16 protein-coding genes are annotated in these 14439 nt (G+C 71.4%); 15 read left to right on the top strand and 1 reads right to left on the bottom strand.

Going from position 1 to position 14439, the window contains the following annotated elements:
- The first annotated feature begins 90 nt into the window (after window positions 1-90).
- Genes ACFSE6_RS07505 through ACFSE6_RS07460 form a run of 10 tightly spaced genes read left to right on the top strand, consistent with a single transcriptional unit; the run spans window position 91 to window position 10449 of the window.
- Window positions 91-1146, top strand: a complete 1056-nt coding sequence (locus ACFSE6_RS07505; protein WP_388004427.1) for an Ldh family oxidoreductase — start codon at window positions 91-93, stop codon at window positions 1144-1146.
- A gap of 49 nt (window positions 1147-1195) precedes the next feature.
- A complete protein-coding gene (locus ACFSE6_RS07500) occupies window positions 1196-2224 on the top strand; it encodes a DctP family TRAP transporter solute-binding subunit (RefSeq protein WP_388004424.1) in 1029 nt (342 codons plus the stop codon).
- The gene (locus tag ACFSE6_RS07495; RefSeq protein WP_388004421.1) at window positions 2221-2733 is read left to right on the top strand and encodes a TRAP transporter small permease; all 513 of its coding nucleotides are present in this window, start codon (window positions 2221-2223) and stop codon (window positions 2731-2733) included. The genes ACFSE6_RS07500 and ACFSE6_RS07495 overlap by 4 nt, the downstream gene beginning before the upstream one ends.
- A gap of 1 nt (window position 2734) precedes the next feature.
- The gene (locus ACFSE6_RS07490) at window positions 2735-4018 is read left to right on the top strand and encodes a TRAP transporter large permease (RefSeq protein WP_388004418.1); all 1284 of its coding nucleotides are present in this window, start codon (window positions 2735-2737) and stop codon (window positions 4016-4018) included.
- A 59-nt stretch (window positions 4019-4077) separates the two neighbouring features.
- On the top strand, window positions 4078-5409 hold the full coding sequence (locus ACFSE6_RS07485) for an enolase C-terminal domain-like protein (protein ID WP_388004415.1): 1332 nt from the start codon (window positions 4078-4080) through the stop codon (window positions 5407-5409).
- Window positions 5409-6887, top strand: coding sequence for an aldehyde dehydrogenase (NADP(+)) (locus ACFSE6_RS07480; RefSeq protein ID WP_388004412.1), 1479 nt, complete (start codon window positions 5409-5411; stop codon window positions 6885-6887). Before ACFSE6_RS07485 ends, ACFSE6_RS07480 begins: the two co-directional genes overlap by 1 nt.
- A complete protein-coding gene (locus ACFSE6_RS07475; RefSeq protein ID WP_388004409.1) occupies window positions 6884-8119 on the top strand; it encodes a fumarylacetoacetate hydrolase family protein in 1236 nt (411 codons plus the stop codon). Before ACFSE6_RS07480 ends, ACFSE6_RS07475 begins: the two co-directional genes overlap by 4 nt.
- Window positions 8116-8964: a fumarylacetoacetate hydrolase family protein gene (locus tag ACFSE6_RS07470; RefSeq protein WP_388004406.1), complete on the top strand. Its 849-nt coding sequence runs from the start codon at window positions 8116-8118 to the stop codon at window positions 8962-8964. The genes ACFSE6_RS07475 and ACFSE6_RS07470 overlap by 4 nt, the downstream gene beginning before the upstream one ends.
- A gap of 11 nt (window positions 8965-8975) precedes the next feature.
- Window positions 8976-9734, top strand: coding sequence for an SDR family NAD(P)-dependent oxidoreductase (locus tag ACFSE6_RS07465; RefSeq protein WP_388004403.1), 759 nt, complete (start codon window positions 8976-8978; stop codon window positions 9732-9734).
- A 10-nt stretch (window positions 9735-9744) separates the two neighbouring features.
- The gene (locus ACFSE6_RS07460) at window positions 9745-10449 is read left to right on the top strand and encodes a GntR family transcriptional regulator (protein WP_388004400.1); all 705 of its coding nucleotides are present in this window, start codon (window positions 9745-9747) and stop codon (window positions 10447-10449) included.
- 5 nt (window positions 10450-10454) lie between these two features.
- Here ACFSE6_RS07460 and ACFSE6_RS07455 read toward each other — a convergent pair whose 3' ends face one another.
- Complete coding sequence (locus tag ACFSE6_RS07455; protein ID WP_388004397.1) at window positions 10455-11159, bottom strand: IclR family transcriptional regulator; 705 nt, start codon at window positions 11157-11159, stop codon at window positions 10455-10457.
- A gap of 143 nt (window positions 11160-11302) precedes the next feature.
- Here ACFSE6_RS07455 and ACFSE6_RS07450 point away from each other — a divergent pair, with 143 nt between their 5' ends.
- Genes ACFSE6_RS07450 through ACFSE6_RS07430 form a run of 5 tightly spaced genes read left to right on the top strand, consistent with a single transcriptional unit; the run spans window position 11303 to window position 14430 of the window.
- A complete protein-coding gene (locus ACFSE6_RS07450) occupies window positions 11303-12505 on the top strand; it encodes an amidohydrolase/deacetylase family metallohydrolase (RefSeq protein WP_388004394.1) in 1203 nt (400 codons plus the stop codon).
- On the top strand, window positions 12502-12870 hold the full coding sequence (locus ACFSE6_RS07445) for a hypothetical protein (protein WP_388004391.1): 369 nt from the start codon (window positions 12502-12504) through the stop codon (window positions 12868-12870). The genes ACFSE6_RS07450 and ACFSE6_RS07445 overlap by 4 nt, the downstream gene beginning before the upstream one ends.
- A gap of 33 nt (window positions 12871-12903) precedes the next feature.
- Entirely contained in the window at window positions 12904-13287 is a 384-nt protein-coding gene (locus tag ACFSE6_RS07440) for an SFCGS family glycine-rich protein (RefSeq protein ID WP_388004388.1), read from the top strand.
- Window positions 13284-13619 (top strand): DUF4312 family protein, encoded by a 336-nt coding sequence (locus tag ACFSE6_RS07435; RefSeq protein ID WP_388004385.1) that lies wholly within the window; start codon window positions 13284-13286, stop codon window positions 13617-13619. Before ACFSE6_RS07440 ends, ACFSE6_RS07435 begins: the two co-directional genes overlap by 4 nt.
- 25 nt (window positions 13620-13644) lie before the next feature.
- Window positions 13645-14430, top strand: coding sequence for a DUF4311 domain-containing protein (locus tag ACFSE6_RS07430; RefSeq protein WP_388004382.1), 786 nt, complete (start codon window positions 13645-13647; stop codon window positions 14428-14430).
- The last annotated feature ends 9 nt before the right edge of the window (window positions 14431-14439 follow it).

Here is a 14439-nt window from a genome sequence, read left to right as displayed (position 1 = left end):
TGGCACGCTCAGGACAAGGAATATACGCTGGCGCGAGTTCCTATAGGACGGCCTCGGCAACCTGCCAGGCTGCGCACAGCGAGGTGACACATGGACAGGACGTACCCGGTCGAGTCGCTCACGGACCTGGGCTCGCAGGCCCTGCAGGCCGTCGACGTGCCCGTCGACGAGGCACGCCTCACCGCCGAGGCCCTCGTCGAGGCCGACCGCCGCGGCATCGCCTCGCACGGCCTCCTCCGCCTGCCGCTGTACGTCGCCGCCATCCGGGCCGGCGGGATCCGGCCGCGCCCCGAGCTGCGCTGGATCCGCACGCAGGGCGCCACCGCCGTCCTGGACGCGGACTCCGGGCTCGGCCAGGTGGCCATGGCGGCTGCGACCGACCGTGTGGCCGACCTGGCCGCCGAGCACGGCGCCGGCGTCGTCGCCGTCCAGCACAGCACCCACTACGGCGCTGGCGCCTACTGGACGGACCGGCTCGCGGCGCGCGGCATGATCGGCGTGGTCACCTCGACCACCGGCCCGTCCGTCACGCCGTTCGGCGGGGTCGAGAAGATCCTGGGCACCAACCCGCTCACCCTCGCCGCGCCCAGCAGCGACGGCGCCGCCCTGACGGCGGACATGGCGACCAGCGCCGGCGCGTACGGAAAGGTCGTCGCCGCCCGGAACGAGGGGCGTGAGATTCCTGCCGGCTGGGCCGTCGACGCCACCGGCCGTCCCACCACGGACGCCGAGTCCGCGCTCGCCGGGGCGCTGTTGCCGTTCGGTGGCCCGAAGGGTTCGGCGATCGCCGTGCTGCTGGAGGCGTTCTCCGCCTCGCTGACGACGGCGAACTACGCCTTCCAGACCGAGGACATCTGGGCGAACAACGCCTCGCAGATGAACACCGGGCACCTGGTGCTCGCGCTCGACACGGCGGCCTTCACCTCCCGCGAGCACACCGAGCACCGGGTCGCCGAGCTCCAGCAGCGCATCCGCGGCGCGGCCGCCCCCGGCCAGCAGGCCTTCGCACCGGGCGACCTGGAGCACGCCAACACCGGCCGGAACCGCGAGACGGTGCCGCTGGCGTCCTCGACCGTCGGTCAGCTCGAGGACCTGCTCGGCTCGCTCGGACTGCCTGACGACCTCATTCCCGACCCCGCCGACTGACAACCGTCGATCGACCCGGTCCCTCCCCGACCGTTCGAAGGAGAACACCATGACCCGTCCCCGGATCTCGCGGCCCGTGCTCGTCGCCGCCACCGGAGTGCTCAGCGCCACCGCCCTGACCGCCTGCGTCGGCGGGCAGGTCGACCCCGAGGAGGCCGAGGAGGCCCAGGCAGGCGCCGACGATCTCACCTTCCGGTTCGCGCACGTCTACGACCCGAACCACCCGGTCGAGACGTGCGGCGTGCCGGCCATCCAGGACGCCCTCGAGGGCAGCGGCGTGACGATCGAGAGCTTCCCCGCCGCCCAGCTCGGCAGCGAGGCCGAACTGCTCGAGCAGGTGAGCGCCGGCAGCCTCGACATCGCGGTCGCGGGCCCGTCCTTCCTCGGCGTGTGGTACGAGGACGCAGCCGTGCTCGACGGCGGCTACATCTTCGACGACGTCGAGGAGTTCACCGAGACCATCGACTCCGACGTCGTCCAGGACATCTGGGCCGGGCTCTACGAGGAGTCCGGGCTGAAGGTGGAGACGAGCTGGTACTACGGCACCCGCCACGTCACCTCGAACACGCCGGTCAACACACCGGAGGACCTCGCCGGCCTCAAGCTGCGCACGCCGGACGCGCCCCTGTACCTGACGAACATCGACACCATGGGCGGCACCGCCACGCCGATGGCGCTGGACGAGGTCTACACGGCGCTCCAGCAGGGCACCATCGACGCGCAGGAGAACCCGATTCCCACCATCGACTCCTTCCGGCTCAACGAGGTGCAGGACTACATCAACCTCACCGGTCACAGCGTGCAGTCGGTGCAGATCGTCACCAGCGACGCGATGCTCGACCAGCTCACCGAGGACCAGCGCAGCGCCTGGGACGAGGCCATGACGACCTCCGCCGACGCCGTGCGCGAGTGCATCGTCAGTGCGGAGGAGGAGACGCTCGAGGCCTGGCGCGAGGACGGCAGCATCGAGATCAACGACGACGTCGACCGCGAGGCGTTCGCGGAGCAGGTCCGGGACGAGCTGCCCGGCCGGGTGCCGTGGGGCGAGACCTACCGCGACATCGTGGAGGGCTCGTGACCGGCCGGTTCCACCGCGGCCTGATCGCCGTCGAACGCGGCGTCGCCGTCGTCCTCCTGGTGGCGACGTTCACGGTGATCCTGCTGCAGGTGTTCACCCGCTACGTCCTCGGAGACCCGCTGTCCTGGACCGAGGAGCTGGCCCGGTTCCTGCTCGTCTGGCTCGCGTTCGTCGCCGCCGGCTACTGCACCGCCGAACGCCTGCACATCTCCGTCGACCTCCTGCTCGCCCGGCTCGGCAGACGCGCCGGTGCCGTGGTCGACACGTTCGCGAACGTCGCGGTCGTCGTCGCGGCTGGTGCGCTCGCCGTGGCCGGGGCCGCCTTCGCCGCCGACTCGACCGGCCTGCGCGCGCCCGCCACCGGCCTGCCCATGGCCGTCGTCTACGGGGCGGGAGCCCTCGGCTTCGCTCTGGTGGTGCTGCACGGCGCGGGCAACGCGGTGCACAACCTCCGCCGCCCCGAGGACGTGCCCGGCGCGATGGAGTCCGCCGAACGGGAGGGGGCCTGAGATGACCCTTGCCGTCATGGTGGTCGCGCTGCTGGTCCTGCTCCTGCTCCGGGTGCCGGTGGCGTTCGCGCTCCTCATCCCGTCCCTCGCATACGTGGCGCTCGACCCGGGCGTCGGCCTCGGCGTGGCCGTCCAGCAGACGCTTTCCGGGGTCAACAGCTTCCCCATCCTCGCCGTGCCGATGTTCATCCTGCTCGGCAACCTCGCCAACGCCTCCGGCATCACCGACCGCGTCTACGACGCCGCCGTCGCCTTCCTCGGGCACATCCGCGGCAGCCTCGGCTACGTCAACGTGGCGACGAGCTTCGGCTTCTCCTGGATGTCCGGGGCCGCGATCGCCGACGCCGCCGCCATGGGACGGGTGCAGGTGCCGCAGATGATCAAGCGCGGGTACCCCACCCCCTTCGCGCTCGGAGTCACCGGGGCCTCCTCCCTCATCGCGCCGATGATCCCGCCGTCCATCCCGGCGATCATGTACGCCGTGACGGCCGGACTGTCCGTCGGTGCGCTGTTCGTGGTCGGCATCGTCCCCGCCGCCCTGCTCGTGGTGGCGCTGTGCCTGACCGTGTGGTGGTTGCTGCGCCACCGCAGTGACCTGCGCGGGGAGCGGACATCGTGGCCGGTCCGGGCCAAGGCCCTGCTGGCCGCGCTGCCCGCGGTCGGGGCCGCCGTCGTCATCCTGGGAGGCATCCTCGGCGGCGTCGCCACCCCCACCGAGGCGTCGGCCGTGGGCGTGCTCTACGTGTTCCTCCTGGCTCTCGCTTACCGGCAGCTCACCTGGAGCAAGCTGTACCGGACCCTCGTCCAGAGCGTGGAGACCACCGGATCGGTGCTGCTGATCGTGGCCTCCGCCGCCCTGTTCGGCTGGGTGCTCGCGCGCGAGCGGGCGCCGCAGCTGGCCGCAGAGACGATGATCGACCTCACGACCTACACCGTCGTGTTCCTCATCCTCGTCAACGTCCTGCTGTTCGTCGTCGGCGCCGTCCTCGAGCCCACCGCCGCCATCCTCATTCTCGTCCCCGTCCTCGCGCCGGTGGCGGAGACCTTCGGGGTGCACCCACTGCACTTCGCGGCGATCGTCATCGTCAACCTGCTGCTCGGGTTGCTCACCCCACCGGTCGGGCTGGTGTTGTTCGTGCTCTCGTCCGTGACCAAGCAGCCGGTCCCCGCCGTCATCAAGGGCGTGCTGCCGTTCTACCTGTTGATGGTCGGCGTGCTGCTGCTCGTCACCTTCGTACCGTCCGTCAGCCTGTGGCTCCCGACGGCGCTCGGCCTCGCCGGCTGAACCGACCCGGCCGCCCCGCGATCCAGACCACCGACCCAGACCCCAAGGAGACTCACCTCATGTCGCGCATCGCCTCGGTCGACGTCCGGGACGTCCGGTTCCCGACGTCGCTGGAGCTGGACGGGTCCGACGCCGTCAACGTCGACCCCGACTACTCCGCCTCGTACGTCACCGTCACCACCTCCGACGGCGAGACGGGCTACGGCCTCGTCTTCACCTGCGGCCGCGGCAACGAGATCATCTGTGCCGCCATGGAGAGCTACGGCGCCCTGCTGACCGGGCGGGAGACCGACGCGTTGCTCGACGATCTCGGCGCCGCCTCCCGGCTGCTCATCCACGATTCCCAGCTGCGCTGGCTCGGCCCGGAGAAGGGCGTGCAACAGATGGCCTGCGGCGGCGTGCTCAATGCGCTGTGGGACCTCAAGGCCCGCCGTGCCGGCAAGCCGCTGTGGCTCCTGCTCGCCGAGATGAGCCCCGAGGAGCTCGTCGCCGCCGTCGACTTCACGCATCTGCGTAACGCCCTGACCGAGGACGAGGCCCTGGACGTCCTCCGCCGGGGCGCGGCCGGCAAGGCCGAGCGCATCGCCGAGCTGGAGGCGAACGGCTACACCGCCTACACGACCACGCCCGGATGGCTCGGCTACAGCGACGACAAGCTCGTCCGGCTCAGCCGGGAGGCGGTCTCCGACGGTTTCGGCATGATCAAGCTCAAGGTCGGGGGCGACCTCGAGGAGGACCGCCACCGGATGCGGCTGGCCCGCGAAGCCGTCGGCCCGGACATCCGCATCGGCATCGACGCCAACCAGCGCTGGGAGGTCGGCGAGGCCATCGAGTGGGTGGGCGCTCTCGCCGAGTTCGAGCCCTACTGGATCGAGGAGCCGACCTCAACCGACGACATCCTCGGCCACGCCGACATCCGCCGGGGCGTGGCGCCCGTCAAGGTCGCCACCGGTGAGGCCGTCGCGAACCGCATCGTGTTCAAGCAGCTCCTCCAGGCCGGCGCGATCGACGTCATGCAGATCGACTCCACGCGCGTGGCCGGCACGAACGAGAACATCGCGAACGTGTTGCTGGCGGCCAAGTTCGGTGTCCCGGTCTGCCCGCACGCCGGCGGCGTCGGCCTGTGCGAGCTCGTCCAGCACTTCTCCTTCTTCGATTATGCGGCCGTGTCCGGATCGATGGAGGATCGTGCCATCGAGTTCGTCGACCACCTGCACGAGCACTTCACCGACCCGGTCCGCATCGAGCGGGGTCGCTACCTGGCCCCCTCGCGGCCAGGCATCGGGGCGGAGATGCACGCCGCCTCCGTCGACGCCTGGGAGTTCCCGGGCGGCTCCGGGTGGGCCGAGGTCGGCGAACGTGCCGCCGTCACCGGAAGGAGCAGTTCCTGATGACCACTGCCACCACACCGACCGAGCTCGACGCCACGGTCCAGGCGGCGAACGCCGCCTACCAGCAGGCCCGCGACGTCGCCCCCGCGCGGCGGGCGGACTGGCTCCGCGCCGTCGCCGACACGCTCGACGGCGCCCCCGACGACCTCGTCGGTCTCGCCGGCGAGGAGACGCACCTGCCGGACGGGCGGCTGCGCGGGGAGCTGACGCGCACCACCTTCCAGCTCCGGCTGCTCGCCGACGAGGTCGCCGCCGGCCACCACCTCGAGGCCACGATCGACCATGCCGACCCGGACTGGGGGATGGGTCCGCGGCCCGACCTGCGCCGGGTCAACGTCCCCCTCGGCGTCGTCGGCGTCTTCGGTGCCTCGAACTTCCCCTTCGCCTTCTCCGTCATGGGCGGTGACACCGCCTCGGCGCTGGCCGCCGGCTGCGCCGTGGTGCACAAGATCCACGAGGCGCACGCCCGGCTGGGCGCTCGCACCGCCGAACTCGTCACGGCTGCGCTCGCCGACGCCGGCGCACCCGAGGGCCTGTTCGCGGCCGTGACCGGCCAGGAGGCCGCCGAAGCCCTGGTCGACCATCCGCTGGTCAAGGCCGTCGGCTTCACCGGCTCCACCCGCGTCGGCCGCATCCTGGCGGACCGGATCAACGCCCGGCCCGAGCCCATCCCGTTCTACGGCGAGCTCGGCAGCACCAACCCCGTCTTCGTCACCGGCCAGGCCTGGTCCTCCCGGCGCGAGGAGATCCTCACCGGTTACGCCGGTTCCCTCACCCTGGGCATGGGGCAGTTCTGCACCAACCCGGGCCTGCTGTTCGTCCCCGACCTCGACGAGCAGGCCGTGGCCACCCTGACCGAGGCACTCGGCCAGGCCCCCCGCTTCCCGATGCTCAGTCCGCGCCTGGCGGAGGGGTTCGAGAAGGCGGTCGGCACGGTGGCCGGGACCGACGGCGTCGAGCCAGTCGTCGACGGCGGCGCCGGTGAGGCGCCGGCCCCGACCGTCCTGGTCACCGATGCCGACGAGGTCCGCGCCCATCCCGAGCTGCTCGAGCAGGAGATGTTCGGCCCCGCCGGCCTGATCATCCGCTACGACGACGAGGGGCAGCTCGCCGAGCTCGCCGCGCTGCTCGAGGGCCAGCTCACCGCCACCGTGCACGCCGAGGACGGGGACCGGACCGCCGGGCTCGTGCGCGTGCTGACCGACAAGGCCGGCCGCGTGCTCTGGAACGGGTGGCCGACCGGCGTGACGGTCTCCTGGGCGCAGCAGCACGGCGGCCCGTACCCGGCCACCACGGCCCCTGGCACCACGTCGGTGGGCACGGCCGCCGTCCTGAGGTTCCTGCGGCCCGTCGCCTACCAGGACTTCCCCGCCTCCGAACTGCCGCCGGCGCTCGCCGACGACAACCCGTGGCACATCACCCGCCGCGTCGACGGCGTCTGGGAGCGTGCCGAGAACCCTGACGAGAGGACCGCATGACCGGCGAGACCAGTTCACCCGCCCTCCTGCCCGACGACGTCGAGCGCGCCGTGCTCGTCGGTCGGGTCTGGGACCCCGAGACCGGCGGACCGCGGCCGGTGGCCGTGCGCGGTCACGGTTCCGACGCCGTCGTCCACGACATCTTCGCCGTGGCTCCCACGGTCGCCGACCTCATGGAGTCCGCCGACCCGGCAGCGGCCGTACGGGCGGCGGACAACCCGCGGTGGCGGCTGGGTGAGCTGCTCGAGCACGGCAGCCGCCCGGAGGACGACCTGTCCGTCCCGCGCCTGCTCAGCCCGGTGGACCTCCAGGTCATCAAGGCCTGCGGCGTCACCTTCGTGGACAGCATGGTCGAGCGGGTCATCGAGGAACGCTGCGCCGGTGACGCGAGCCGGGCTGCGGAGGTCCGGGCGGCCGTCGAGGCCTCGCTGTCCGGGTTCGAGGGCGGGATCGGTTCCGTCGAGCCCGGCTCGCACGAGTCGGCCCGGATCAAGGAGGTGCTGCTCGAGCAGGGGCTGTGGTCCCAGTACCTCGAGGTCGGCCTCGGTCCCGACCCCGAGGTCTTCACCAAGGGGCCGGTGCTCTCCTCGGTGGGGTACGGCACCCGTATCGGCATCCCGGCCTTCTCCAGCTGGAACAACCCGGAGCCGGAGCTCGTGCTCGTCGTCGACTCGGCAGGCACGCCGCGCGGCGCCACTCTCGGCAACGACGTCAACCTCCGCGACGTCGAGGGCCGCAGTGCCCTGCTGCTCGGCATGGCAAAGGACAACAACGCCTCGACCGCGCTCGGCCCGTTCGTCCGGCTCTTCGACGAGCATCTGCGGCTGGACGATCTGCGTGACGAGCGGATCGCGCTGCGGGTCGAGGGCCGGGACGGGTACCAGCTCGACGGCGAGAACAACGTCGGCCGCCTCAGCCGCAGCTTCGAGCGGCTCATCGCGGCAGCCAGCGGAGACCATCACCAGTACCCGGACGGGTTCGTGCTGTTCACCGGCACGCTGTTCGCCCCCACCCAGGACCGCGACACCCCGGGGCTGGGGTTCACGCACAAGCCGGGTGACCGGGTCTCGATCTCGAGTCCGCACCTGGGCACACTGACCAACGAGGTCGGCGCCGCCGAGCAGCTCCCGCCGTGGACCTTCGGCGTGCGGGCGTTGACGCGCTATCTCCTCCAGACCGCCGGGCAGCAGGATGTGGCCCGGGACACCACCGAGACAGGGAGCAGAGCATGAAGCTGATGCGGGTCGGGGCCGTCGGGGCCGAACGTCCCGTGGCCGTGGGCGAGGACGAGCAGGCCTGGGACCTCACGCCGCTGACCGCCGACATCGACGGAGCCTTTCTCGCCGACGGCGGCATCGCGAAGGTCCGCGCCGCGCTCGAGGCGGGCGACCTGCCCGCCGCGCGGCTCGACGGTCAGCGCGTCGGCACCCCGGTGGCCCGGCCCTCGGCGGTGATCTGCATCGGCATGAACTATGCCGCGCACGCCGCCGAGTCCGGTGCTGCCCCGCCCGAGCAGCCCGTGGTTTTCCTCAAGACGCCCAACACCGTCGCCGGTCCGGACGACGTCGCCTACATCCCCAAGGGCTCGACGAAGACGGACTGGGAGGTCGAGCTGGGCGTGGTCATCGGCAGCCGGGTCTCCTACCTCGATTCGCCGCAGGACGCGGGCCGCCACATCGCCGGCTACCTGACCGCGAACGACCTGTCCGAGCGGGCCTTCCAGATCGAAGTCTCCGGCGGACAGTGGTCCAAGGGCAAGTGTGCCCCGGGTTTCTCGCCGCTCGGTCCGTGGCTGGTGCCGGCCGACGAGATCGACCCGTCGAACCTGCGGCTGCGCAGCTGGGTCAACGGCGAACCGCGCCAGGACTCGACGACGGCGGATCTCATCTTCGACGTGGAGACGATCGTCCACCACCTCAGCCAGTACATGGCGCTCGAGCCCGGGGACGTCATCATGACGGGCACCCCCGAGGGCGTGGCGCTCTCGGGCAGATTCCCGTACCTGCGCGCCGGCGATGTGGTCGAGATCGAGATCGAGGGCCTGGGCCGCCAGCGGCAGGTCTTCGAGCAGGCGTGAGGGAGGCCGTCATGGCGGAGTTCACCGGTCTCGTCGCCGTCGTCACCGGCGGCGCCTCGGGCATCGGCGCGGCGACGGCCGAGTTGCTGAGCAGCCGGGGCGCCTCCGTGGCGGTCCTCGACCGTGACATCTCGCCCGTGCCGCCCGAGGCCGGGCACCTGGCGTTGACCTGTGACGTCACCGACGACGCGGCGGTGCGGGCCGCCGTCGCCGAGGTGGCCGAGCGGCTCGCCGGGATCGACGTCGTCGTCAACAACGCCGGCATGGGCGCCCAGGGCACGATCGAGGACAACGACGACGACGAGTGGCGCCGCGTCCTCGACGTCAACCTTCTCGGGGCGGTGCGGGTCAGCCGCGCGGCGTTGCCCTACCTGCGCCGGTCACGGTCCGCGGCGATCGTCAACACCGGTTCCATCGCGGTCACCGCGGGCCTGCCGGCGCGGGCGCTGTACAGCGCGAGCAAGGGGGCGATCTACTCCCTGACGCTCGCCATGGCCGCCGACCACCTGCGCGAGGGCATCCGCGTCAACGCCGTCAATCCCGGCACCGCGGACACCCCGTGGATCGGACGGCTGCTGGAGAAGGCACCGGATCCGGCGGCGGAACGGGCCGCGCTGGAGGCCCGGCAGCCGCACGGCCGGCTCGTCGCGCCCGAGGAGGTCGCCGCCGCGGTGGCCTACCTGGCCTCGCCGTTGGCCGGGTCGACCACCGGGACGGTCCTGGCGGTCGACGGCGGCATGCAGGGCCTGCGGCTGCGACCGGAGCAATGAGGCCGGCGCGATGAGCGACTCGGACCATGCGCCCCGGCGCCGGGCGTCGGAAGAGGTCTACGACCGGCTCCGGGCGCTCGTCGTGGAGAACCGCATCGCGCCGGGGGAGCGGATCAACATCGATGCCGTCGCGCGGGATCTCGGGGTCTCCCAGACCCCGGTCCGCGAGGCGGTCCGGCAGCTCGAAGGGGACAAGCTCATCGTCAAGGTGCCCGGCAAGGGCTACCAGACGACGCCGCTGCTGGATCTGGACGGCCTGCGGAACCTCTTCGAGTTCCGGCTGCTCGTTGACGTGTGGGCGGCGCGGTCCGTCGCGGTCAACCGGCTGGCCAACCCGTCGCCGGAGCTGCGCGCCGAGCTCGACCGCTTCGCCGGCCTGCTGACCGGTGCGGCGGACGTGCCCCGCGAGCTCGTCAACCACGACACCCGCTTCCACGGCCTCATCCTCGCGGCGCTCGGCAACGACGTCGTCCGCGAGGCCTACGAGCAGACCCACGCCCACCTGCACACCTTCCGGCTCTACGCCGCCGACATCGACGGCTCGGTCACTCTCGCCGAGCACACCCGTATCTGGGAGGCGATCGACGCCTGCGACGCCGACGCCGCCGAGGCAGCGATGCGCCGGCACCTGACCAAGGCCTACGCCCGGTTCGCCCAGGTCTTCGACACCCCGGCACCGGAGCTGCGTGAGCCCGGCACGACGCGGATGTTCTAGCCGAGTCAGAGCCGCTTGGCGACGTCGCGCGCGGCCGCCACGACGGCGGGTCCGAGACGGCGCAACTGAGTCTGCGTCGTCGCGATGGTCAGCGTCAGGACCGCGATCGCGGCGACCGGCACGTCGTCGTGATCGAGCACAGGCGCCGCGACGCTGCAGGTGAGCGGATCGTTCGTGCCGTACTCGAGTGCCCAACCGTGCCTGCGGACCTGCTGGAGTTCGGCGTCGTCGGTCGGCTCGCCCGCCGGGAGGTGGGCGAGGATGGCCAGTCCTGCGGCCGAGGTGTGCAGCGGCAGCTGCGTGCCGACGTCCGCCGTCATGGCGTACGGCAGGTCCGGCTGCGCCTTGTGCGTGATCGTCACGTGGTTGTCCGAGCGCACCACGAGGCAGACGGTGTGCCGGACCTGGTCCGCCAGTGCGTCGAGAACCGCGGTGATACCGAACCCGCTGTGCCCCTCCATAGCAGCGGCCAGGACACGTAGGCCTGGACCAGGGCGATAGGTGCCCCGGCCGGCCGGCTCGACGTACCCCTCCGCGATGAGCTCACCGAGAAGCCGGTGCGCACTCGACTTGGCCACGCCGGCCTGCTCGGCGACCTCCCGGAGGGCGAGAGCGTCCGGTGCTTGGGCGAGCAGGGTGAGGAGCCGTAGCGCCTTCGAGATGGCGCTCGGTGGCGGGCTGCCGGGCTTCGACGCACTCGGTTTGTTCACTCGACCTCGATTCCTCGTCGGAAAGTTCTGGACAACGGAACAGGATTCAGTACAGTGGAACGCACTCTGCCAGCATACGAGTGCGACCGACCGGGGGATGTGCCCCGCGACGCGCACGATTTCCGGACGGAGCCCGGACCTCCATGTCGCTCACCACTGCCGATCCCGCCACCATCCTGGTACGCGGCGGCCAGGTCGTCGACGGCACCGGCGCGCCGCGGCCGGCAGACGTCGTCGTGGCCGGTACGCGGATCTCGGCCGTCATCGACCGGGACGGTGCTGACGGACCATCCGTCGCACCGCCGGAACCGGGCGGGACAGCATCCGTCGTCGACGCCCGGGGATGCCTGGTGCTGCCGGGGCTGATCGATCTGCACACGCACGTCTTCGCCCCGGGCACGGGGCTCGGCGTGGCGCCGGACACCGTGGGTGTGGATCAGGCCGTCACCACGGTCGTCGACGCGGGAAGCACGGGTGCCCGCGACTTTGCGCGGTTCCGCGAGGACGTCGTCGCCCCCGCACGTACCCGCGTGCTGTCGTGGCTGAACATCGCCGAGCCCGGCCTCGTGGACGGACTGTCCGAGCTCGCGGACCTCAGCGCCGTCGCCACGCCGGCCACCGCACAGCTGCTGGCCAGTCAGATCGCCGAGGACGCCGGCGATCGGATCGTGCGTGGGATCAAGGTGCGGATGAGTTCCTCGGTGACACGCGGCACCGGCACAGCTGGGCTCGCCCGCGCCCTCGAACTCGCCGACGCCCACGGGCTACCGGTCATGGTCCACGTCGGCAACGAGCCCCCGACGCTGGTGGAGGTCGCGGCCATGCTCCGCCCGGGCGACGTCATCACGCACGCCTTCCACGGCAAGGCCGGGGGGCTCTTCGACGATGCCGGGTACCTCCACCGCGGCGTGGTCCGGGCGCGGGAACGTGGCGTGCTCTTCGACGTCGGCCACGGCAGCGCGAGCCTCTCCTTCGAGACCGTCGAGCATGCGATCGCCGAGGACTTCGCCCCGCAACTGGCCAGCACCGACCTTCACGCCGGGAACCTCGACGGTCCGGTCCATCACCTTGCGATGACTATGACGAAAATGCTGGCGGTCGGCCTGCCGCTTTCCGACATCGTGCGGGCGACCACCTCGGCGGCCGCGGACGTCATCTCAGAGACCGGGCGGCTCGGCTCGCTCGCTCCCGGGGCCACCGCTGACGTGAGCCTGCTGCGGATCGTCGAACGGCGCGTCACGCTGGTCGACGCGGAGGGGGCGACCCGCGACACCGACCATGTCCTGGAACCCGTCGGCGCCGTCGTCGCGGGGCGTCCCGTCACCGAAGCAGTGGTGAGCCGATGAGGTCGACCACGGACGAGGTGCTCGACACGCTTGCGGCCGAGAGGGAGTTGACCGCCGCGGACCGGGAGGAGACCGCGGAAGTCGTCCGGCGCATCGAGCGCATCCTTCCCCGATGGGACATCGAGCTCGATGCGCAGCGGCACCTGGCGCTGGCTGCGCACAGCCTGGCCTTCGTCCGCAGGATCCGCTCGGGGGAGCGGTTGCCGGACATCGACGCGGACCTCGTCGCGGAAGCGGATCCGGACGTCATGGCCGCCGTCCGCCGCGCCCTCGCGCCGTTCTGCGAGGACCGAGGAGCCGATCTCGAGGCCGGCGAGAGCTTCCTGTTCAGCACGCACATCGAGGTGGCGCGGTTCAGCGCCTAGACCGGTTCGTCCTACACACCAACGGAGGAAGACATGTCTCAGGACGAAGCACCACAGCTCACGATCGTCGTCGGACATCGGCTCGGTAAGGGGCAGGAGGTCGCGCGCGGTATCGAGGAGGCCGGCGTGCGGGCGGTACTCATCCCCGGGCCCGCCGGAGACATGCGCGTCGGTGACGTCATGGCCGAGGAGGAGGCGGACCTCGGTATCAGCTTCTGCGGATCCGGCGGCGCCGGGGCGGTCACCGCGAAGTCGAAGTACGGGCACGACATCGAGTTCGGTATGCGGTCGGTCGACGCCGGGGTCACCGCTGTCCAGGCCGGGAAGACCGTCCTGGGGTTCGGGTTCCTCGACACCTATGAACTGGGCCACCGCATCGCCACCGAGCTTGTCCGCCGGGCTGGTGCCCACGCATGAGGACCGCCCGAATCGATCTGGAGCTCACCGGTACCGGCGACACCGAGGAACGCGCGCTCGGAGACATCTTCCGCCAAGTCTCCGGTGCGGTACGTGCACGGGTGGCCGGACCGTGTCTACGCATCGAGCCGATGGATCTGGCGATCCGCGACGCCGTGTGCCAGGTACGCACCGAGAAATTCCTCGGGCTGATGTTCGCGCGGCGACGGGAGACCTTCCGGCTCACCGCAACCGTGACCGTCGAGGTGCGTTTCGTCGACCTGGAACGCACCTCCTGGCGGCGCGTCGAGGAGCAGCTCAGCCCCACCCAGCACCTGCTGGAGATGCGATGACCGCTCCCGCGGAAAAGGCGCAGCCATGAGTGACTTCCTGGTCGTCCTCCTCGAGTCCCTGGTCATCGGGGCCCTGTGCGGGTTCGGTGCCGGTGCCGGTGTGGCCCGCATGTTCCACGCACCGAGGGTCCAGGGCGCCGGAGCGTTCCGCACCCTGGGGGAGCTGAACGCGTGCGAGAACGATCCGATCGCGCACGGGTCCTTCGGTCTCGGCTTCTTTTTCAACGCCTGGGCGAGCGTGGTCGGCGCCGGTGCCCTCACCGGTGACGTCGACCACCGGATCATCCCGCACTGGGCAGCCTCGCTCAGTCTCATCCGGCAGAAGTCCCTGGAGTCCACGTTGTACAACCCGCGCCGGATGGGGTGGCTCGGCGCACTCGTCGGAGCGGTGCTCGTCGCGTTCCTCAACTCGACGGCGGCAGCGATCCCCGAGGACCTGCGGGCGGTGGCCACGGCCGTGCTCGGCCCCGCCTCGGAGTGGCTGCTCAACCCGGTAATGCCGGCCATCTTCTGGCTCGCGGCCATGGACGCCGGGCGCCGCACCGGTGCCTGGGGCACCGTCCTCGGCGGGTTGGCGCACGTCGTGTTCGGCAACGCCGTCCCCGGCATCGTCCTCGGCATCGTCATCGCCAAGGGACTCGACGATCTCGGATGGTCCCGGGTGACCCGATCCATCGTCACCGCCGTCGTGCTGCTGTTCCTCTGCAGCGGTTTCCTCCGCGGTGTGGACGTCACCTTCCTCAACCAGCTCGGCGCCGACGTGCCGGTGTGGCTCGAGAATCTGCACCGCGCCACCGGCACCATGCCCTGATCGGAGAAC

Origin of the sequence: Georgenia deserti, from assembly GCF_042680605.1 — a bacterium.
Lineage (GTDB): Bacteria > Actinomycetota > Actinomycetes > Actinomycetales > Actinomycetaceae > Allobogoriella > Allobogoriella deserti.
Note: the sequence above shows the minus strand (reverse complement) of the source record. Positions and strands in the feature narration are given on the sequence as shown.

Excerpts from the sequence above, each read along its gene's own strand:
- ACFSE6_RS07505 (WP_388004427.1), top strand. The coding sequence starts at position 91 with ATGGACAGGACGTACCCGGTCGAGTCGCTCACGGACCTGGGCTCGCAG.
- ACFSE6_RS07500 (WP_388004424.1), top strand. The coding sequence starts at position 1,196 with ATGACCCGTCCCCGGATCTCGCGGCCCGTGCTCGTCGCCGCCACCGGA.
- ACFSE6_RS07490 (WP_388004418.1), top strand. The coding sequence starts at position 2,735 with ATGACCCTTGCCGTCATGGTGGTCGCGCTGCTGGTCCTGCTCCTGCTC.
- ACFSE6_RS07485 (WP_388004415.1), top strand. The coding sequence starts at position 4,078 with ATGTCGCGCATCGCCTCGGTCGACGTCCGGGACGTCCGGTTCCCGACG.
- ACFSE6_RS07480 (WP_388004412.1), top strand. The coding sequence starts at position 5,409 with ATGACCACTGCCACCACACCGACCGAGCTCGACGCCACGGTCCAGGCG.
- ACFSE6_RS07475 (WP_388004409.1), top strand. The coding sequence starts at position 6,884 with ATGACCGGCGAGACCAGTTCACCCGCCCTCCTGCCCGACGACGTCGAG.
- ACFSE6_RS07470 (WP_388004406.1), top strand. The coding sequence starts at position 8,116 with ATGAAGCTGATGCGGGTCGGGGCCGTCGGGGCCGAACGTCCCGTGGCC.
- ACFSE6_RS07465 (WP_388004403.1), top strand. The coding sequence starts at position 8,976 with ATGGCGGAGTTCACCGGTCTCGTCGCCGTCGTCACCGGCGGCGCCTCG.
- ACFSE6_RS07460 (WP_388004400.1), top strand. The coding sequence starts at position 9,745 with ATGAGCGACTCGGACCATGCGCCCCGGCGCCGGGCGTCGGAAGAGGTC.
- ACFSE6_RS07450 (WP_388004394.1), top strand. The coding sequence starts at position 11,303 with ATGTCGCTCACCACTGCCGATCCCGCCACCATCCTGGTACGCGGCGGC.
- ACFSE6_RS07445 (WP_388004391.1), top strand. The coding sequence starts at position 12,502 with ATGAGGTCGACCACGGACGAGGTGCTCGACACGCTTGCGGCCGAGAGG.
- ACFSE6_RS07440 (WP_388004388.1), top strand. The coding sequence starts at position 12,904 with ATGTCTCAGGACGAAGCACCACAGCTCACGATCGTCGTCGGACATCGG.
- ACFSE6_RS07435 (WP_388004385.1), top strand. The coding sequence starts at position 13,284 with ATGAGGACCGCCCGAATCGATCTGGAGCTCACCGGTACCGGCGACACC.
- ACFSE6_RS07430 (WP_388004382.1), top strand. The coding sequence starts at position 13,645 with ATGAGTGACTTCCTGGTCGTCCTCCTCGAGTCCCTGGTCATCGGGGCC.